This window comes from Streptomyces sp. NPDC016851 (assembly GCF_055562795.1).
The window spans coordinates 159,205-178,899 of sequence record NZ_JBVHEP010000001.1; the positions used below are offsets into that span (position 1 = coordinate 159,205).

The following is a 19,695-nucleotide window of genomic DNA, read 5'->3' on the forward strand; positions in this document are numbered from 1 at the left end:
CCCGGTTTTCTCCGTTAGGGGTGGCAGAAAGTTCAACGCTCAACTAAACTGGGCGTACACGAGGAGGAACCGACATGCCTGCTGTGACCGTCGAGAACCCGTTGACGCTGCCCCGCGTGACCGCGCCGACCGATGCCGTGGCACGTCCCGTGCTCGCTGTCACGACCGCCCCGAGCGGTTTCGAGGGTGAGGGCTTCCCGGTGCGCCGGGCGTTCGCGGGGATCAACTACCGCCATCTCGACCCGTTCATCATGATGGACCAGATGGGCGAGGTGGAGTACGCGCCGGGCGAGCCCAAGGGCACGCCGTGGCACCCGCACCGCGGCTTCGAGACCGTCACGTACATCATCGACGGGATCTTCGACCACCAGGACTCCAACGGCGGTGGCGGCACCATCACCAACGGGGACACCCAGTGGATGACCGCGGGCTCGGGTCTGCTGCACATCGAGGCGCCACCGGAGCATCTCGTCATGTCCGGCGGGCTCTTCCACGGCCTCCAGCTGTGGGTGAACCTCCCGGCCAGGGACAAGATGATGGCCCCGCGCTACCAGGACATCCGCGGCGGCTCGGTCCAGCTGCTCAGCACCCCCGACGGCGGCGCGCTGCTGCGGGTCATCGCCGGTGAGCTGGACGGGCACGCGGGCCCCGGCATCACGCACACCCCGATCACCATGATCCACGCGACCCTCGCCCCGGGTGCGGAGCTCACCCTGCCGTGGCGCGAGGACTTCAACGGCCTGGCGTACGTCCTGGCCGGGCGCGGCAGCGTGGGCGCGGAGCGGCGCCCGGTCCACATGGGCCAGACCGCCGTCTTCGGCGCCGGTTCCTCGCTGACCGTCCGCGCGGACGAGAAGCAGGACTCCCACACGCCGGACCTGGAGGTCGTCCTGCTCGGCGGGCAGCCGATCCGCGAGCCGATGGCCCACTACGGCCCGTTCGTGATGAACACCAAGGAAGAACTCATGCAGGCCTTCGAGGACTTCCAGAAGGGCCGGCTGGGGACGGTCCCGGCGGTACACGGCATGACCGCGAGCGGACCGCAGGACTGACGGACTGTCACCCGGGCGGGTCGTCCTGACGGGACGGCCCGCCCCCGGCGTGGTCGGGTGGAGGTGTGCAGGACTCCGACCCCGCCCCTTCCGGCCCCGACCCGTCCGCGCTCAGGCCGCTCCTCCCGGATCCCCTCCGGCGGCTCGCCGCCTGGTGCGCGCTCCTCCTGCTCGTGTCCGGGGTCGTCTACGTCGGGATCCGGCTGTGCGACGAGTTCCGGACCGCCGTCGTGCCCGTGCTGCTCGCGCTGCTCGGGACGGCGCTGCTCGGGCCGCTGCACCGGCGGCTGGTGAAGGCCGGGGTGCAGCGGTCGGTCGCGGCCGGGCTCACCTGTGTCGCCGTCGTCGCCGTGGTCGGCGGGGCCGTGTACATCGTGGTCGCCGCGCTCATCGACACGGGCGACGAGATCGTCGCCTCGCTCAAGGACGCCGCGCGGGACATCTCCGACCACTTCGGAGCGGCCGGGACCTCGCTGGACGACCTGGCCTCCAACGCCCGGGAACTGCTCGGCAAGTTCGGCGGATCCGCCGCCTCCGGCGTGATCAGCGGGGTCAGTGTCGTCGGCGAGACCATCGCCATGGCCGTACTCGCGCTGCTGCTCGTCTTCTTCTTCCTGCGTGACTCCGACAAGGCCGCCGGGACGCTGCGGGCCCTGTCCCCGCGTGGCTCGGCCGACACCCTGGAGGCCATGGCACGGCGCGCCTTCCACGCCGTCGAGGGCTTCATGCGCGGCACCACCTTCATCGCGCTCATCGACGCGCTCTGCATCACCGTCGGACTGCTCGTCCTCGACGTGCCCGGGGCGGCCGGGCTGGGGGCGCTGGTCTTCGTCGGGGCCTACATCCCCTACCTCGGCGCCTTCATCTCGGGAGCCGTGGCCGTGCTGGTCGCGCTCGCCGACCGGGGCTTCGTCATCGCACTGTGGGTGCTCGGCGTGGTGCTCGCGGTGCAGGTGCTGGAAGGGCACGTGCTCCAGCCGGCGATCCAGAGCCGGACCGTGCAGATGCACCCGGCGGTGGTGATGGTGGCGATCACGGCCGGGGCGTCGGTCGCCGGAGTGCTCGGCATGCTGCTCGCCGTACCGCTCACCGCGGCCGCCTTCGGCGTCTTCCAGGAGCTCCGCAGCCGCTACGAGAGCCAGGAGCCGTCGGCGTCCGGGACGTCGTGACCCGCTACGGCGACCAGGAGCCGTCGCCCGAGCCGTCCACGGACTCGTAGAGCTCGAACCAGATGCTCTTGCCCTCGCCGCGCGGATCCACCCCCCAGGCGTGCGCGAGGAGTTCCATCAGCACCAGGCCGCGGCCGGAGGACGCCAGCTCCCCGGGTCGGCGCTTGTGCGGCAGATCGTCGCCGGTGTCGGTGACCTCGATCCGCAGCCGCCGCTCACCCACCTCGCCGGTGATCTCGGCGACGAGCAGCGCGTCGGAGTCGGTGTGCACGAGGACGTTCGTCAGCAGCTCGGACAGCAGCAGCACCGCCGAGTCGAGCTGATCGGGTGAGGACCAGTCGTGCAGCAGCTCTCGCAGCTGCTGCCGGGCCACCGCGACCCGCTCGGGCTCGGCCTGCGCGACCGTCAGCATCGTGCGCCGCACGGGGGCCCGCACGAGCACGGTGTCGCCGCAGCCGCAGCCTTCGTCCTCCCGGCTCAGCAGCAGCAGCGCGATGTCGTCCTCACGGCGGTCGATCAGCGGGCCGGTGGTGTGGTGCGACGAGGGCCCGTGCACGGCCTGCACCAGGGTGTCGGCGAGTTCCTCCAGATCACCCTTGTGGTCCTCGAGGATCTCGCGCAGCCGCCGCCAGCCGGAGTCCAGGTCGTGGCCGCCGGTCTCGATCAGACCGTCCGTGCAGATCAGCATGGTCTCGCCGGACTCCAGGGCGAGCCGGGTCGTGGGGTAGTCGGCGTCCGGGTCGATGCCCAGCGGCAGGCCGCCCGACGTCGGCCGGGTCAGCACCGTGCCGTCGGACATCCGGATCGCCGGGTCCGGATGACCGGCCCGGGCGATGTCCAGCACGCCGTTCGCCGGATCGACCTCGACGTACACACAGGTCGCGAAGCGCGGGTCGGTGGGGTCCTCGTCGCTGATGCCGTGCAGGAAACGGGAGGCGCGGGAGAGGACGGCGTCGGGGCGGTGCCCCTCGGAGGCGTAGGCGCGCAGGGCGATGCGGAGCTGGCCCATCAGGCCCGCCGCCCGCACGTCATGCCCCTGCACGTCACCGATGACCAGGGCGAACCGTCCGCTCGGCAGCGGAATCACGTCGTACCAGTCGCCGCCGACCTGGAGACCGCCGCCGGTGGGGACGTAGCGGGCGGCGACGCTCATGCCCGGGATGCGCTGCGGGCCGAGCCTCGGCAGCATCGTGCGCTGGAGCCCGTCGGTCAGCGCCCGCTCGCTCTCGGCCACGCCCGCCCGGGTCAGCGCCTGGGCCAGCATCCGCGCCACGGTCGCCAGCACGGACCGCTCGTCCGGTGTGAAGGCGACCGGATAGGTGAACGCCGCCATCCACGCCCCCATCGTGCGGCCGGCCACGGTCAGCGGCAGGAACGCCCAGGACCGGCGGCCGAAGCGCTGGGCGAGCGGCCAGGTCAGCGGGTAGCGGGCCTTGTACTGCTCGGGGGAGGACAAGTACACCGCGCGGCCGGTGCGCACCACCTCGGCGGCCGGGTAGTCCGTGTCCAGCGCCATGTCGGAGAACGGGCTGTCGTCGCCCTGCTGCTGCCCGTGGTGCCCGATGATCGTCAGCCGGTCGCCCTCCACACCGAACACCGCCAGCCCGTCCGGCGAGAACCCGGGCATCGACAGATTGGCCGTGACCCGCAGGACCTCCTGCGTGGAACGCGCCTCGGCCAGCGCCCGGCCCGCGTCCAGCAAGAACGCCTCCCGCGAGCGCCGCCAGTCGCCGGTGACCGCGCTGCGCCCGGCCGGCGTGCCCGGCGTCGGCTCGGTGACCTCCTGGAGGGTGCCGATCAGCCGGTACGCCTTGCGGGCCCGGTCGAAGGACGGCTTGGAGCGGCTGCGGACGACCCGGACGATACGGCCCTGCTCGTCCATGACCCTGATCCGTACCTCGGCGAGGGTGCCCTCGGCGACGGCCAGCTGGATCACGCCGGTGATCTCGTTCCAGTCGACCGGGTGCAGCCGGGCCCGGGCCTGGGCCTCCGTCAGGCTGACCTGTTCGGCGGGCAGCCCGAGCAACCGTGCTGCCTCGGCGTCAACCGTGACCAGCCCGGTGGCGGTGTCCCAGTGCCAGAGGCCGGTCGCGAGGGCTGCGAGAGCCTCCCCCACGGCGGGCAGGGGCTCGCCAGTGCGCATTGACCTACTTTAAGAAGAGGCGCTCGAACACTGCCACCGAAGGCGGAACTGTGCTCGATCGTTAACTGAGGAGAGCCGATCTTCGCCCGGCCGGTACGCTGGGGACCAGTTTCACGTGAAACACAGACCCCGATCAGCGAAGACTGGATGAACGACGATGCATCGGTACAGGTCCCACACCTGCGGCGAGCTCCGCTCCTCTGACGTCGGCACCGACGTCCGGCTGAGTGGCTGGCTGCACAATCGGCGCGACCTGGGCGGCATCCTCTTCATCGATCTGCGCGACCACTACGGCATCACGCAGCTCGTGGCCCGTCCCGGCACCCCCGCCTACGAGGCCCTCGACAAGCTGTCCAAGGAATCGACCGTCCGGGTCGACGGCAAGGTCGTCTCCCGCGGCGCCGAGAACATCAACCCCGACCTGCCGACCGGTGAGATCGAGGTCGAGGTCGGCGAGGTCGAACTGCTCGGCGCGGCCGCCCCGCTGCCGTTCACGATCAACACCGAGGACGGGGTCAACGAGGAGCGGCGCCTGGAGTACCGCTTCCTGGACCTGCGCCGCGAGCGCATGCACCGCAACATCATGCTGCGCACGGCGGTCATCTCGGCGATCCGCCACAAGATGACGGCCCTCGGCTTCAACGAGATGGCGACGCCGATCCTGTCCGCGACCTCTCCCGAGGGCGCCCGCGACTTCGTCGTCCCGTCCCGCCTGCACCCGGGCAAGTTCTACGCCCTCCCCCAGGCGCCCCAGCAGTTCAAGCAGCTGCTGATGATCTCCGGGTTCGACCGCTACTTCCAGATCGCGCCCTGCTTCCGTGACGAGGACGCGCGCGCCGACCGCTCGCCGGGCGAGTTCTACCAGCTCGACGTCGAGATGAGCTTCGTCGAGCAGGAGGACGTCTTCCAGCCCGTCGAGAAGCTGATGACGGAGCTGTTCGAGGAGTTCGGCGGCGGTCGCCACGTCACCTCGCCGTTCCCGCGGATCCCGTTCCGCGAGGCGATGCTGAAGTACGGCTCCGACAAGCCCGACCTGCGCGCCCAGCTCGAACTCGTCGACATCACCGACATCTTCGAGGGCTCGGAGTTCAAGGCGTTCGCCGGCAAGCACGTCCGCGCCCTGCCGGTGCCGGACGTCTCCGCGCAGCCCCGCAAGTTCTTCGACCAGCTCGGCGACTACGCCGTCTCGCAGGGCGCCAAGGGCCTGGCCTGGGTCCGCGTCGCCGAGGACGGTTCGCTGTCGGGCCCGATCGCGAAGTTCCTGACGGAGGACAACGTCGCGGAGCTCACCAAGCGGCTCTCCCTGGCCGCCGGTCACGCGGTGTTCTTCGGCGCGGGCGACTTCGACGAGGTCTCCAAGATCATGGGCGCGGTGCGGGTGGAAGCCGCCAAGCGTGCCGGGCACTTCGAGGAGAACGTCTTCCGCTTCTGCTGGATCGTCGACTTCCCGATGTACGAGAAGGACGAGGAGACCGGCGCGATCGACTTCTCGCACAACCCCTTCTCCATGCCGCAGGGCGGTCTGGAGGCCCTGGAGACCCAGGACCCGCTGGACATCCTCGGCTGGCAGTACGACATCGTCTGCAACGGCGTCGAGCTGTCCTCCGGCGCGATCCGGAACCACGAGCCGGAGATCATGCTCAAGGCCTTCGAGATCGCCGGGTACGACCGCGAGACGGTCGAGGAGAAGTTCGCCGGCATGCTGCGCGCCTTCCGCTTCGGCGCCCCGCCGCACGGCGGCATCGCCCCGGGCGTCGACCGCATCGTGATGCTGCTCGCCGACGAGCCCAACATCCGCGAGACGATCGCCTTCCCGCTCAACGGCAACGCCCAGGACCTGATGATGGGCGCGCCGACGGAGCTGGAGGAGACGCGGCTGAAGGAGCTGCACCTGTCGGTGCGCAAGCCGCAGCCGAAGTAGGCGTATCGCAGGGAGTGGCCCGGAACCGGCGTCGGTTCCGGGCCATTTTCGTACCCGGGGCTCTTGCCCAGCTCTTGCTCAGTTCCTACCCAGGCTCCTGACAGACGGGCTCCCTAGCTTCCCTTGTCATGACGGGACAGGAAGCGGCCCAAGGGCCGAAACACAAAAGGGATCTGACACGCCGCAAGGTCGTCGCCGCGGGCGCCGGCGCGGTGGTGGCGGCGGGCGTCGGCGGTACGTTCGCGGCGGGCGCGTTCGCAGGGGAGGGGACGGAGGCCGCTCCGGCCAAGGCCACCGGAAGTGCGGGCGAGGTCTGTTACAAGCTGACGTCCGAAACCACCGAAGGCCCCTACTACATCGACGCGGACAAGCTCCGCCGGGACGTCACCGAGGACCAGGAGGGCATCCCGCTCACCCTGCGCCTCAAGGTGATCGACTCCGATACCTGCAAGCCCCTCGCGAACGCCGCCGTCGACATCTGGCACTGCAACGCGCTGGGGGTCTACTCGGGGTACGAGTCGATGGGCAGCGGTGAGGGCGGGGGCGGAGGCGGCACGCCGCCCACGGGTACGCCGACCGGCACGCCCACGGGTGCGCCCCCGGACGGTGGCGGTGGCGGCGTGCACCAGGAGCCCACCGACGACGAGCGCTATCTGCGCGGCACCTGGCGGACGGACAAGCGGGGGTTCGTCGAGTTCCGTACGGTCTTCCCCGGCTGGTACCAGGGCCGCTGCGTGCACATCCACACCAAGGTGCATGTGAACGGCACCTGGACCGACGCCGGTTACGAGGGCGGCACGACCTGCCACACCGGTCAGCTCTTCTTCGACGAGGAGTCCGTGCTGGCCTCCGCCGAGGTCGAGCCGTACTCCACCAACACCACGACCCGCACGACCCTCGACGAGGACACCATCTACCCGGGCAACGGCACCCAGGGCGGGCTGCTGAAGCTCCAGTACAGGAAGAACGCCATCGCCAAGGGCGTGGTCGCCGGCCTCACCATGGGGGTCGACCCCACGGGCTGACGGCCGTCTGACGGACGTGTGTGGGGCGGACGTGTACGGTCGTCCGCCCCATATTCACATACATGGACTTCTGCTCAACCCGTTGACCCGGAAGTTAAGCCTCCATAAAGTCCCTTCGAGAACGCGTACGTGACTGCTGTTCACGTATGTGCACATCGAGGGAGACAACGATGTCAGACGCCGCAACAGCCATACCCGAGGCCGAGCAGCGTGCGGTCGGCAAATTCCTGCGCCGCATGCTTCCGATCCTGGTCCTGATGCTGCTGGTCAACCAGATGGACCGGACGAACGTGGGCTTCGTCCAGAACGAACTGCGGGCCGATGTCGGGGTGAGCGCCACCGCCTACGGGCTCGGGGCGGGCCTGTTCTTCATCGGGTACGCCCTGTTCGAGGTGCCGAGCAACATGCTCCTGGAGCGGTTCGGGGCCCGGGTCTGGCTGACCCGGATCATGATCACCTGGGGTGTGGTGATCGTCGCGATGTGCTTCATCCACAACGTGTGGATGTTCTACGGTCTGCGCTTCCTGCTCGGTGTCGCGGAGGCCGGCTTCTTCCCCGGCGTGCTCCTCTACTTCACCCAGTGGCTGCCGGACTCCAGCCGGGGCCGGGCCAGTGCGATCTTCCTGGGCGGATCGGCCACGGCGTACATCGTCACCGGCCCGATCACCGGCGCGCTGCTGGAGCTGCACGGGGCGGGCGGTGTCGCGGGCTGGCGGTGGATGTTCGCCCTGGAGGGTGCCTTCTCGATCCTGGTCGGCTTAATCGCCGGGTTCTTCCTCGTCTCCCGGATCCAGGACGCGAAGTGGCTGACGCAGGAGGAGAAGGACGCGCTGAGCGAGGCGGTGGCACGGGACAAGGAGGCGCGTGACCGGGCGCCGTCGGTCTCGCGGATGAAGCTGATCTTCCATCCCCAGGTCGCCGTCCTGACCGCGGTCTTCTTCGCGATGGCGCTCACCGGCTACGCGATCACGTTCTGGCTGCCGAGCCTGGTGGAGGAGATCGGCGGGCTGTCCTCCTTCCAGGTCGGCCTGCTGTCGGCGATCCCCTGGATCTGCGCGGTGATCGCGATGTACACGATGGCCCACTTCACGGACCGGGCCCCCGACCGCCGCCCCTACCTGGCGATCGCCCTGGTCCTGTCGGCCACCGGCACGTTCCTCGCCACGCTCGGTTCGCCCTGGTTCGGCCTGGCCGCCCTCACCCTCGCCGCGGTGGGCGGCAAGTGCGCGGCCACACTGTTCTGGCCGATGGCCCAGTCGGGCCTCGACCTGAAGATCGCCGCGCCGGGCCTGGCACTGGTCAACTCCATCGGAAACCTGGGCGGTTTCGTGTCCCCCACCCTGTTCGGCTACCTCAAGGACACGACGGGCAGCACGAACGGGGGTCTGTACACACTGTCGGCGGCCTCGATCCTGGCGGTGCTGGGCGTGGCGTTCGTACGGCACACCCACAGGGGGCCGCAGGCGGGCGCCGGGGATCGTGCGGGGGTGACGGGGAAGACGGCCGTGAGCTGACCCGAGCCGACTCCGACCGGGGCCCGCTCCTTGTCGTAGGAGCGGGCCCCGGCCTCTTCAGCAGGAGATCACTCCTCGGCGAACAGGTCCTCCACCGTGGTGGCCGTCAGGGAGCGGTCGAACCAGAGGGTGAGGGTGTCGAGGTCGGTGCAGGAGGTGATGCGGTCGCGGGTGGCCTCGGGGACGGGGATGCCGCGCTTCTCCAGCACGCTCAGGATGGACTCGGCCTTGCCCTCGGCCTTGCCTTCCAGGTACGTCTCCTCGAAGAGGGTTCCCCTGCCCGGGAAGTAAGTGCCGACCATCTTCTCCAGCTCTCTCCATGTGTCCCGGACCGGAGTGTCCTCCAGCCCGACTTCAAGCCATTCGCACCAGTACTTCGCTGGAGTGCTGCTACCTCGCCACGAACTGGGTCAGGATCGCCTGGACCTCGTAGATGTCGACTCCCTTGGTGAAGGTTTTTTCGATGGGGGTCGGGGTGCCGGAAATCCAGATCTTGAGTTCGGCGTCCAGGTCGAAGGTGCCGGCCGTTTCCACCGCGAAGTGGGTGATGCTGCGGTAGGGGACCGAGTGGTACTCCACCTTCTTGCCGGTGATGCCCTGCTTGTCGATCAGGATCAGGCGGCGGTCGGTGAAGAGGATGGTGTCGCGGATGAGGAGGAACGCGGCGTGGACCTGTTCGCCGTGGCCGAGGAGGCGGGCGTAGTCGTGCTGGGCCGATGCCGGGTCGATGGTGTGTGCGTTGCCGAACAGTGCCATGGGAGTCCCCCGGGAGTGTGATGGCGGCCGGGTGGCCGGTCTCCCGCGATCTTCGCAAAGCACGGGGCCCGGGAGAAGGTTCTCGTTCTCCCGGGCCCGTGCTGTAGCGAGCGTGTTACGCCGGCCTCGCCGACCTTCTGGGAGGTATCGAAGGAGCGTCGTTGACGTATTGACGTGCTCCCTGGCCTAAAAGCCGGGAATTCCGGCCTGGGTCGGCTGACCCTTCCGGGGGCTTCCTGTTTCACCGCGCTGTGCGGGCACGTGTGCCCGTCTTACCGGCGCTCCACAGGCGTTTAGCGTCTCCGCCCGTCCGGCGGCGACGATACGGCGTCCTTCGCAGAGGACGTTGCGGGCTGCGTTGTGATCGCGGTCGTGCACGGTGCCGCATCCGCCGCACGCCCACTTCCGCACGTGCAGCGGTTTGGGTCCGTCCCGGAATCCGCAGGCCGAACAGACCTGAGAGGACGGGAAAACGCGGTCCACCTTGGCGAAGGTGCGGCCGTTCTTGACCGCCTTGTACTCCAGCATGCCGACGAACGCTGACCATCCCGCATCGTGCACGGACTTGGCGAGACGGGTGCGGCCGAGACTGGACACCGCGAGGTCTTCCACGTACACCGCTTGGTTGTCGCGAATGATCTGCGTAGAAGCCTTGTGATGCCAGTCCCGACGCCGGTCTGCCACCTTGGCGTGCTGGCGTGCGAGCTTGAGGCGGGCCTTGGCCTGGTTCTTCGACCCTTTCCGCTTGCGGGACAGTTCCCGCTGAAGGCGCTTGAGTTTCTTCTCAGCCCGGCGCAGGAAACACGGACTGGTGATCTTTCTCCCGTCGGACAGGACCGCGAAGGCGGACAGGCCCAGGTCGATCCCGGCATCGGTTTCCAGGCTGGGGAGGATGTGCGGCTCGGTGTCCACGACGAAGCTGAGGAAGTACCGGCCCGAGCTGTCCTTGGTGACCGTCACAGACGTCGGCGCGGCCGGAAGCCGACGCGACCACTTGACCTTGAGATTGCCGATCTTGGCCACGTGCACCGTGCCATTGCCCTGGAGGGAGAAAGCGCTGGCGGTGAGGCGGATCGACTGCCGGGTGTCCTTCTTCGACTTGTAGCGGGGCGGCCCGACCTTCCGGCCCTGTCGCTTGCCCTTGAGGCTGTCGAAGAAGTTCTTGTAGGCGGTGTCCAGGTCCCGCAGGGACTGCTGCAGGACGACGGCCGACACTTCGGCGAGCCAGGCACGTTCCTCGGTGCGCTTGGCCTGGGTGATGCGCAGCCGGGATAACTCCGCCGACTTCACATAAGGCAGTCCGGCCGCGTGCGCTTCCTTGCGGTCACGCAGGCAGTCGTTCCACACCACACGGGCGCACCCGAACGCCCTGGCCAGGGCACGGCGCTGCGGGGCGTCGGGGTAGGTCCGGTAGTTGTAGCGAAGCTGCACGTCGATCACCATATGGATGTTTCGTGGCTGTTCGCGGCCAAAGATCAGATCTAACCGGAAATGCGCACGATGTGAGCAAATGCGTTCGAGTCGACGCTCGCACTAGCGCGAAGCAGCCGCGGACTGCGCGCGGATGCCGTGGCGAGAGACGGGCCGCGACCCGGACGATCAAGCGACGTGGACGCAGCCCGTGCACTGGGTGGCCGGCATGGCGCAGGGCTGTTTACCGCCGCAGCCAACTCCCCGTCCCCTGCACCGCGCGTATGACCTGCTCGTCGGTGCGGGACGTTGGGTGCCGCGCTACTCGCTGGCACGTTCCCGCTGTGCTTCCCGCGGGAGGAGGAGCCGGACGGCGCGGGCTGGCATATCGAGGGGCGCTATCGGGGCGGCGCGGTCGCATCATGGGGTGCGACCGCGCACCAGCCTTCGCTGAGAATCGTTCAGTCTTTCACTGCGCCAGATCAACGTAGTACGCCCGGGCCTACTCCGGTTCGCCGCCGAAGCGCTCCTTGTACGACTCCAGGTCCTCATCCGTGATCTTGGCGAACAGGACCCGGGGGACCGTGAAAGATGTGCCCGCCGGGACCGATGACAGGGCGCGTGCCTGCTCGGCCGAAACCCATGTCGCCGTGTCGTCGGATAGGTCGAAGGCTGAGCGCATGGCCGCCGACGAGGTCGGGATGAAGGGCTCCGACACCACCGCATAGAGGTGGATCAGGTTCATCGCCGTACGGAGTGTGAGAGCGGCACCGTCCTTGTTGGTCTTGATCTCCAGCCAGGGGGCCTTCTCCTCGAGATACGAGTTGCCCGCAGACCACAGGGCGCGCAGCGCGGCCGCCGCCTTGCGGAACTGGATGGCCTCCATCTGCGCCTCGTACTCCGCGAGCAGACGGGCGATTTCCTCCCCCAACTTCGCCTCGGCCTCGCCCGGCTCTGCGCCCGCAGGGACCTCATCGCCGAAGCGCTTACGGGAGAAGGACAGGACGCGGTTGACGAAATTGCCGAGAGTGTCGGCCAGGTCCTTGTTCACCGTGGCCGTGAAGTGCTCCCAGGTGAAGGACGAGTCGTCCGACTCCGGGGCGTTCGCCATCATGAAGTAGCGCCAGTAGTCGGCGGGCAGGATGTCGAGGGCGTCGTGTGTGAAGACGCCTCGGCGCTGGGACGTGGAGAACTTGCCGCCGTAATAGTTCAGCCAGTTGAAGGCCTTGATGACGTCGACCTTCTTCCACGGGGAGCGGGTGCCCAGCAGGGTCGCCGGGAACATCACGCTGTGGAAGGGAACGTTGTCCTTGCCCATGAACTGCGTGTAGTGGACGTCCGCGTCCGACTCCCACCACCAGGAGCGCCAGTCGCGGCTCTCCGGGTCCCGGTCCGCCCACTCCTTCGTCGCTCCGATGTACTCGATCGGGGCGTCGAACCAGACGTAGAAGACCTTGCCCTCCGCGGCGAGGTCCGGCCAGGTGTCGGCTGGGACGGGGACACCCCAGTCCAGGTCGCGCGTGATCGCGCGGTCGTGCAGGCCCTCCGTGAGCCACTTGCGGGCGATGGAGGAGGCCAGCACCGGCCAGTTGTCGGCGCGCTCGTCGACCCATGCCTCGACCTCGCCGGCCAGTACCGACTGAAGGAGGAAGAGATGCTTGGTCTCGCGGACCTCCAGGTCGCTGCTGCCACTGATCGCCGAGCGGGCGTCGATCAGGTCGGTCGGATCCAGGACACGGGTGCAGTTCTCACACTGGTCGCCGCGGGCCTTGTCGTAGCCGCAGTGCGGGCATGTGCCGATGATGTAGCGGTCCGGGAGGAAACGGCCGTCGGCGTTCGAGTAGACCTGGCGGATCGAGCGTTCCTCGATGAAGCCGTTGGCCTTGAGCTCACGCGCGATCTCCTGCGTGATCTCGTGGTTCTGCGGGGAGGAGCTGCGGCCGAAGTAGTCGAAGGCCAGGTTGAAGCCGTCGTAGATCGCCTTCTGCTGGTCGTGGGCCTGGGCGCAGAACTCATCCACGGGGATGCCCTGCTCCTTGGCTGCGAGCTCGGCGGGGGTGCCGTGCTCGTCCGTCGCGCAGATGTACAGGACCTCGTGGCCGCGCTGGCGCAGGTAGCGGGAGTACACGTCTGCCGGGAGCATGGACCCCACCATGTTGCCCAGGTGCTTGATCCCGTTGATGTACGGAAGGGCGCTGGTGATGAGGTGTCGAGCCATCGCGGGCTGCTCCCAAGTCGCTACACGGAGTGACGATCTCGTGGTCTCGGTCGTCTACGGAACCTTGAAATCGTAGCTGACATGGGTACGCCGCCCGCCTCCCCTTTTGCTGGGTGAGAAGCGGGCGGCGTCGGGCGGAACGTCTGAGGGCTAGGGGCGCCAGTTCTTCAGTACGCCTTCGTAGAGCTCCTTGTCCGTGAGCTCGCGGGGGGTTTCGCCGGCGAGGAAGTGGGACGTGTTGGGGGTCTTGAGCTTGCGGAGGTAGTCGAAGGCCTTGTTCTCCGGGTCGCCGAAGGCGACGAAGGAGAAGAAGACGGTGGGGTGCGTCTTTGCGGCCTCGGTGAGGGACTGGGTGGCCGGGGTCTTGGCGTCGGGGGCGCCGTCCGTCTGGAAGATCACCAGGGCGGGAGTGCCGGGGGTGGCTTCCTTGTCGTGGTGGGCGAGTACGGCTTCGACGGCTGCGTGGTAGCTGGTGCGGCCCATGCGGCCGAGGCCGGCGTGCAGGTCGTCGATCTTGTTCTCGTGGTCGGTGAGGGTGATTTCGCCGGTGCCGTCGAGTTCGGTGGAGAAGAAGACGACCGGGACGGTGGCCTCGGGGTCGAGGTGGGCGGCGAGGGCGAGGGTCTGCTCGGCGAGGGCCTGGGCCGATCCGTCCTTGTAGTACGGGCGCATGGAGGCGGAGCGGTCGAGGACGAGGTAGACCTTGGCTCGGGTGCCGGTGAGGTTGTGCTGCTTGAGGGTGGTGGTGGCGGCCTTGTAGGCGGTGGTGAGGCCTGGGGCGCGGGTCTTGAGGCGGGTGAGGGGGACGGCGGGGGTGAGGTCCCGTTCGGCCTCGCCTTCGGCTTCGGCCGTGTCGTTCCCACCCGCACCACCCGTGCCGCTTTCGTTGTCGGGTGCGGGTGGCCCCTGTGGGGCGGACTCGCCGTCGGCGGCTGCGGGAGCGTCCACGGCCTCGGCCGCAGGCTCCGCCTTGGCCGCCGCAGGCTCTGCCTTGGCTTGCGGCTTGGTCTTGGCCGTGCGCTTTGCGTTGGCCGACGCCGCCGTCTCGGCCGGCGCGTCGGCATCGGCCGTCGGCTCCGCCTCCGGCTTTGCCTTGGCCGGTGCGTCGGCATCGGCCTTCGGCTCCGGCTCCGGCTTTGCCTTGGCCTTCGGCTTTGCCTTGGCCGGTGTGTCCGTCTCGACCGGTGCGTCCGCTTCGGCCTTCGGCTCCGCCTTCGCCGGTGCGTCCGGCTTGGCTGTCGGGGCCACTTCGGTCGGCGCGTCTGCCTTCGTCGTCGGCGTGGCGTCGGAGGTCGCCTCGGGCTCGGCGTCGGGCGCCGACTTGGGGGCGGTCTCCGGAGCGGGCGCCGACTTGGGTACTGCCGTCGGCTCGGACTCGGCCGTGGGGTCGGCTTCAGCCGTGGGCTTGCTCTCGGCAGCCGGCTCGGAATCGGGCTTCGGAACCGCGGGCGTCTCGGGCCGTGCCTCGGGCACGGCGTCCGGCTTCGGGGCGGTGGCCGACGGCTGTGCAGGTGCGTCGGCCTCGGCGGCTGCCGACGGCTCGGTCTGTGCCGGGGTCTCCGAGGCGCCCTCGGGCGCTTCCGCTGCTGTCGGCTCGGGCTTCTCGGGTGCCGGGGACTCGGCGACGGGCGGCTGCTCCGTCTCGGTCGCCTTCTCCGCCGTGGCCTCGTCCGATGCCGTCGGCTCCTCGGTGACCGGCTTCTCCGCCGTGCCCTCTTCCGTCGCTGTCGGCTCCTCGACCGCCGATTCGGCCTCGGCCTCTGCCTCCGGCTCCTTGGCCCCGGTGGCAGGCTTCTCCGCGACCGCCGGTTCCCCTGCAACCTGCGGCTTCTCCGCCGTCGGCTCCTCAACAGCCCCCGGCTCCCCCTCCCCGGACCGCGCAGGCCTGGGGACCGTCACGCGGTCGAAGGCCAAGGAGACGAGGTCGTGTTCGTCTCGGGGTTCGGGGACGCCTGCTGTGGGGGCGGGGGTGGGTTCCGGGGAGGGGGACGGGACCTTCGGGTCCGTCGCGGGGGGCGTCGGGGTTTCGGGCGTCGTCGTGGTCTGCGCCGCACCCTCCGCCTCGGCGGTCCGTGACTTGCGTGACCGTCCGAACGCGTTCCGCAAGAGAGTGAGAATGCCCATGTGCGCGCAACCCTTCGCGTGAGTTGAAGCCCGTCAATCCCTGGCCAGGACGGACACGTAAGGTTAGCGGCCCTCCTGGGTGATCTTGGGCAGGGTCGGGAGTGGGCGGTATGCGCTGTCAAGAGGGACATCCGGCCTGCGAAGGTGTCGCCGTGCTGAATCGACGTAACTGCCGTAAGGCTGCCGCAGGTTCACCCGCTGTTCACCCCGGCGCCCGGCTGCCGCACATATGTGCCCCTACGGTCACGCTGACACCATGGGCATCCAAGGAGAGAGCAAAGTGCGCAAGCTGCTGCCGTTGATCGGAACGCCGTCCGGATCACACCCTGGCGGCCGGTCCGCCCTGACCTGTCGTTTCCGGTGTGGTGACGCCTGCTTCCACGAGGTGCCCAACACCAGCTCCAACGAGTACGTCGGTGACGTGATCGCCGGTGCGCTCAGCCGGCGGTCGATGATGCGTGCCGCGGCCGTGGTGACCGTGGCCGCGGCGGGCGCGGGAGCCGTGGGTGTCGCGCAGGCTCCGCAGGCCGGCGCCGCTCCGGCCGGAGCCGCATCGGCGGGCGCCGCCGCCGAGGGCGCCCGGCGGAAGAGCAAGGGCGCGCGCGGGCTGCGGTTCGCCCCCGTCGCGCCCAACACCGCCGACGCCGTGACCGTGCCGGAGGGGTACCGGCAGAACGTCGTCATCCGCTGGGGCGAGCCCATCCTGCGCGGTGCGCCCGCCTTCGATCCGGAGAAGCAGACCGCCAAGGCCCAGGCCGGGCAGTTCGGGTACAACTGCGACTTTCTCGCGCTGCTTCCGTTGCCCGGGGAGCGGAACAGGCAGCTGCTCGTCGCCAATCATGAGTACACCGACGAGGTGCTCATGTTCCGGGGGTATGACGCCGCCAGTCCGACCCGGGAGCAGGTGGAGATCGCCTGGGCCGCGCACGGGCTGTCCGCCGTTGTCGTGGAGGGGGACCGCAAGACCGGGAAGCTGACCGCCGTCGCGCGGCATCAGCTCAACCGGCGCGTCACCGCCACCACCGAGTTCCGGCTCACCGGGCCGGTCGCCGGGTCCGAGCTCGTGAAGACCTCCGCCGACCCGACCGGCACCAAGGTGCTCGGCACCCTCAACAACTGCTCGGGCGGTGTGACGCCGTGGGGCACGACCCTGCACGGCGAGGAGAACTTCAACCAGTACTTCGCCAACAGCAGCCGGGCGACCGACAAGCGGTACGGCATCGGGACCGGGGCCAGCGAGCGCAAGTGGGAACGGTTCGACAAGCGGTTCGACGTCGCCCAGGAGCCGAACGAGGTGCATCGGTTCGGGTATGTGGTGGAGTTCGATCCGTACGACCCGACCTCCACGCCCCGCAAGCACACCGCTCTCGGCCGCTTCAAGCACGAGGGCGCGACCATCCGGCTCACGGCGGACGGCCGTCCCGTCGCCTACACCGGTGACGACGAGCGGTTCGACTACTTCTACAAGTTCGTCGGCAGCAAGCGGATGCGGCACGGCAGCAGCAGGGCCGTGCGTGAGCACAACCTGTCGCTTCTCGACGAGGGGACGCTGTACGTCGCCAAGCTCACCGGTGACTCCCCCGCCCTCGAGATCGACGGCACGGGCAAGCTGCCGGGCGACGGCGAGTTCGACGGGAGCGGCGAGTGGATTCCGCTGGCCACCGCCACCGCCGACGGTGCGGTCTCGCACGTGGAGGGGATGAGCGCCGAGGAGGTGTTCGTCTTCACCCGTCTCGCCGGTGACAAGGTGGGCGCCACGAAGATGGACCGGCCCGAGGACATCGAGCCCAACCCCGTCACCGGCAAGGTGTACGTCGCCCTGACGAACAACTCCAACCGTGGTGTCGGCTCCAACGCCAAGGCGGACGAGGCCAATCCGCGCAACGCCAACAAGCACGGGCACGTCCTGGAGCTCACCGAGCGCTGGAACCGGCCCGAGAGCACGAGGTTCGCGTGGTCGTTGTTCCTCGTCGCCGGTGACCCGGACGACCCGGCGACCTACTTCGCCGGGTTCCCGAAGGACGGCGTCAGCCCGATCTCCTGCCCGGACAACGTCGCCTTCGACCCCTACGGCAACCTGTGGATCTCCACCGACGGCGCCCAGCTCGGCTCGCACGACGGCCTGTTCGGCGTGGCCACCCGGGGTGAGCGGCGCGGTGAGCTGAAGCAGTTCCTGACCGTGCCGACGGGGGCGGAGACCTGCGGTCCGATCATCCAGGACCGGCGTGTCCTGGTCGCCGTGCAGCACCCGGGCGAGATCGACGGCGCGTCCGTGGAGAAGCCGGCCAGCACCTGGCCCGACGGGCCCGGGAAGCACGTCCGGCCGGCGGTCGTGGCCGTGTGGCGTGCGGACGGCTGCGACATCGGCGTCTGACCACGCCACGACAGAGGCAGGTAGAGGCAGGTAGAGGGTGCCCGACGGGCGCCCCTACCTGCCTTCGTGCAGTGTCAGGTCCGTGACCACCGCCCGGTGGTCCGTGTCGGCCAGGTCCAGGACGCGCGTGCGGTCGGCCGCGAAGTCCTTCGACACCAGGACGTGGTCGATCTGCACGCCGAACGTCGGCGCGGTCCGGGCCGGCCAGGTGGTCATGCGGTCGGCGTCGTCCAGGCGGGCGGCGTCGCTCAGGCCGGTGTCGAGGATGCGGCGGAAGGCGGCGTGGTCCTGGGAGGCGTTGAAGTCGCCGGCCAGGACGAGGGGCGTGCCGGGGTCGGCGGCTGCCGCGTCGCGCAGGGCGTCCAGTTCCGCGCGCCACAGGTCCAGCTGGCCGGGCAGCGGGGGCATCGGGTGGGCGAGCTGGAGCCGTACGGGATGCCCGTCGACGTCGGCGACCGCCCCGGGCATGCCCATGGTGCCGGGGACGCCGTCGGTGGGCCGCAGCGGGAAGCGGCTGAGGATGACGGAGCCCTCGGAGCCGCCGCCCTCGACGGCCCGGCGGTGCGGATAGTCCTGCGCCAGGTCCTCCTTCAGGCGCGCGTCGCACGCGTACTCGCATTCCTGGACGAAGACGATGTCCGGTTTCTCGCGGCGGACGGCGGCGACCAGGGGTTCGGTGCCCTGTCCGAACTCGACGTTCGAGGTCAGCACGCGCAGGTCGGCGACCGGGCGGCCGACGGGGGCGCCGACCTTGCCGTACGGCTCGATGAACCAGGCCAGCAGGCCGAGCAGGAGGACGCCCCAGGCCGTCCCGAGCCACCACCGGGACAGCAGGGCGAGCAGCAGTGCCAGGCCGGTGGGGGCGAGCAGCCAGGGGAGGAAGGCGAGGATCTGCGGGACGGGCGTGATGCCGTCGCTGTCGGCGGTCCGGAAGCCGACGGCCACGCTGACCCCGGCGAGCAGCACGGCGGCGCACCAGGCGCGGGCCCGCCGTCGGGGCGGACGCCGGTCCGGCCCGTCGGTGGCGGTCCACTCGGCAGCGGCGGTGTCCAAGGCCTCTTCTTCCGTTCGCGGGTGGGATGCCCGCATCCTCCCTCGAGGATGCCCGCATCCTCCCTCAGAGACGGGGTGGGGCGGGGGATGGTTGCGGGGCGTCGACGCAGGCCAGGAAGTCCCCGAGTGCCTGGTCGAACTCCGCGGGGCGTTCGAGGTTCGGCATGTGGGCCGCGCCCTCGATCACGTGCAGGGTCGCGTCCGGGAGGGCCGCGTGCAGGGCGCGGGCGTCGGAGACGGGGGTGTAGGTGTCGTCGGCTCCGACGACGACCAGGGCCGGGACGGAGACCTGGGTCAGCAGGGCGGTGTAGTCGGGGCGCCGGGCGCGGGCGCGCAGGGCCGCGGCGGCACCCTCGGGGGCGGTGGCCGTCATCATGCGGTGGACGTGGGCCTTGACCTCGGCGGGGGCACAGGGGGCGACCATCCGCTCCAGGACCTCGTCGGCGTAGCCGCGCATGCCCTCCCGCAGCAGGCGGTCCGCCATGGCGTCGCGGGTGCGGACGCCCTCGGGGGTCTCCGCCGCCGGGAAGGTGTCCGCGAGGACGAGGCCGCGGACGCGGCCGGGGAACTGCCGGTAGCAGTCCATCGCGATCTGGCCGCCCATGGACAGCCCGGCGAGGACGAAGGACTCCACGCCCAGTTCGTCCAGCAGGGCCTCGATGTCCCGGGCGAACTGCGCGAAGTCCGTCAGGGCCGGGGCGGTCGGGGACGCGCCGTAGCCGCGCAGGTCGGGGGCGATGACGCGGCGGGCCGCGGAGAAGGTGCGCAGCTGCGGGGCCCACATCGTGCGGTCGAAGGGGTGGCCGTGGACGAGAACCAGGGGGACAAGGGGCTGCCGAGGAGATGCGGGGCCTTTGTCCTCGTATGCGAGGAAGGGTGCCATGGGACGACCCTAGGCAGCCCCAACTACTCGGTGCAATAAGATCTTTGCTCTCG

At 69.7% G+C, this 19,695-nt stretch carries 14 protein-coding genes; 6 read left to right on the plus strand and 8 right to left on the minus strand.

The window, feature by feature from the left end:
• Positions 1-74: 74 nt before the first annotated feature.
• Both ACZ3I3_RS00710 and ACZ3I3_RS00715 read left to right on the plus strand, forming a co-directional pair.
• Complete coding sequence (locus ACZ3I3_RS00710) at positions 75-1,052, plus strand: pirin family protein (RefSeq protein ID WP_467361412.1); 978 nt, start codon at positions 75-77, stop codon at positions 1,050-1,052.
• 65 nt (positions 1,053-1,117) lie between these two features.
• Positions 1,118-2,221, plus strand: coding sequence for an AI-2E family transporter (locus ACZ3I3_RS00715; protein WP_467361414.1), 1,104 nt, complete (start codon positions 1,118-1,120; stop codon positions 2,219-2,221).
• A gap of 4 nt (positions 2,222-2,225) precedes the next feature.
• Here ACZ3I3_RS00715 and ACZ3I3_RS00720 read toward each other — a convergent pair whose 3' ends face one another.
• Positions 2,226-4,364 carry a SpoIIE family protein phosphatase gene (locus tag ACZ3I3_RS00720; protein WP_467361416.1) on the minus strand — a complete coding sequence of 713 codons (2,139 nt, stop codon included), beginning with the start codon at positions 4,362-4,364 and terminating at the stop codon, positions 2,226-2,228.
• Positions 4,365-4,521: 157 nt separating this feature from the next.
• On the opposite strand from ACZ3I3_RS00720, the gene aspS reads away from it, so the two are divergent.
• The 3 genes from aspS to ACZ3I3_RS00735 all read left to right on the plus strand — a co-directional run bounded on the left by aspS (position 4,522) and on the right by ACZ3I3_RS00735 (position 8,824).
• Complete coding sequence (gene aspS / locus ACZ3I3_RS00725) at positions 4,522-6,285, plus strand: aspartate--tRNA ligase (RefSeq protein ID WP_467361418.1); 1,764 nt, start codon at positions 4,522-4,524, stop codon at positions 6,283-6,285.
• A gap of 128 nt (positions 6,286-6,413) precedes the next feature.
• Positions 6,414-7,310 (plus strand): intradiol ring-cleavage dioxygenase, encoded by an 897-nt coding sequence (locus ACZ3I3_RS00730; protein ID WP_467361420.1) that lies wholly within the window; start codon positions 6,414-6,416, stop codon positions 7,308-7,310.
• A 170-nt stretch (positions 7,311-7,480) separates the two neighbouring features.
• Entirely contained in the window at positions 7,481-8,824 is a 1,344-nt protein-coding gene (locus ACZ3I3_RS00735) for an MFS transporter (RefSeq protein ID WP_467361422.1), read from the plus strand.
• 68 nt (positions 8,825-8,892) lie between these two features.
• On the opposite strand, the gene ACZ3I3_RS00740 is transcribed toward ACZ3I3_RS00735, so the two are convergent.
• From ACZ3I3_RS00740 to ACZ3I3_RS00760, 5 genes are all read right to left on the minus strand, one after another.
• Positions 8,893-9,126, minus strand: coding sequence for a hypothetical protein (locus tag ACZ3I3_RS00740; RefSeq protein WP_467361423.1), 234 nt, complete (start codon positions 9,124-9,126; stop codon positions 8,893-8,895).
• Positions 9,127-9,214: 88 nt separating this feature from the next.
• Complete coding sequence (locus ACZ3I3_RS00745; RefSeq protein ID WP_020270419.1) at positions 9,215-9,580, minus strand: PH domain-containing protein; 366 nt, start codon at positions 9,578-9,580, stop codon at positions 9,215-9,217.
• A 186-nt stretch (positions 9,581-9,766) separates the two neighbouring features.
• A complete protein-coding gene (locus ACZ3I3_RS00750; RefSeq protein WP_467361962.1) occupies positions 9,767-11,011 on the minus strand; it encodes an RNA-guided endonuclease InsQ/TnpB family protein in 1,245 nt (414 codons plus the stop codon).
• Positions 11,012-11,492: 481 nt separating this feature from the next.
• Positions 11,493-13,208 carry a methionine--tRNA ligase gene (gene metG / locus ACZ3I3_RS00755; protein WP_467361425.1) on the minus strand — a complete coding sequence of 572 codons (1,716 nt, stop codon included), beginning with the start codon at positions 13,206-13,208 and terminating at the stop codon, positions 11,493-11,495.
• A gap of 150 nt (positions 13,209-13,358) precedes the next feature.
• Positions 13,359-15,332 (minus strand): VWA domain-containing protein, encoded by a 1,974-nt coding sequence (locus ACZ3I3_RS00760; RefSeq protein WP_467361427.1) that lies wholly within the window; start codon positions 15,330-15,332, stop codon positions 13,359-13,361.
• Positions 15,333-15,612: 280 nt separating this feature from the next.
• Between ACZ3I3_RS00760 and ACZ3I3_RS00765 the strand changes: the two genes are divergently transcribed.
• Positions 15,613-17,706 carry a PhoX family protein gene (locus ACZ3I3_RS00765; RefSeq protein WP_467361964.1) on the plus strand — a complete coding sequence of 698 codons (2,094 nt, stop codon included), beginning with the start codon at positions 15,613-15,615 and terminating at the stop codon, positions 17,704-17,706.
• 54 nt (positions 17,707-17,760) lie between these two features.
• Here the strand turns inward: ACZ3I3_RS00765 and ACZ3I3_RS00770 are convergent, their stop codons facing one another.
• Complete coding sequence (locus ACZ3I3_RS00770) at positions 17,761-18,759, minus strand: endonuclease/exonuclease/phosphatase family protein (protein ID WP_467361429.1); 999 nt, start codon at positions 18,757-18,759, stop codon at positions 17,761-17,763.
• 64 nt (positions 18,760-18,823) lie between these two features.
• Positions 18,824-19,642 carry an alpha/beta fold hydrolase gene (locus ACZ3I3_RS00775; RefSeq protein WP_467361430.1) on the minus strand — a complete coding sequence of 273 codons (819 nt, stop codon included), beginning with the start codon at positions 19,640-19,642 and terminating at the stop codon, positions 18,824-18,826.
• Between the last annotated feature and the right edge of the window lie 53 nt (positions 19,643-19,695).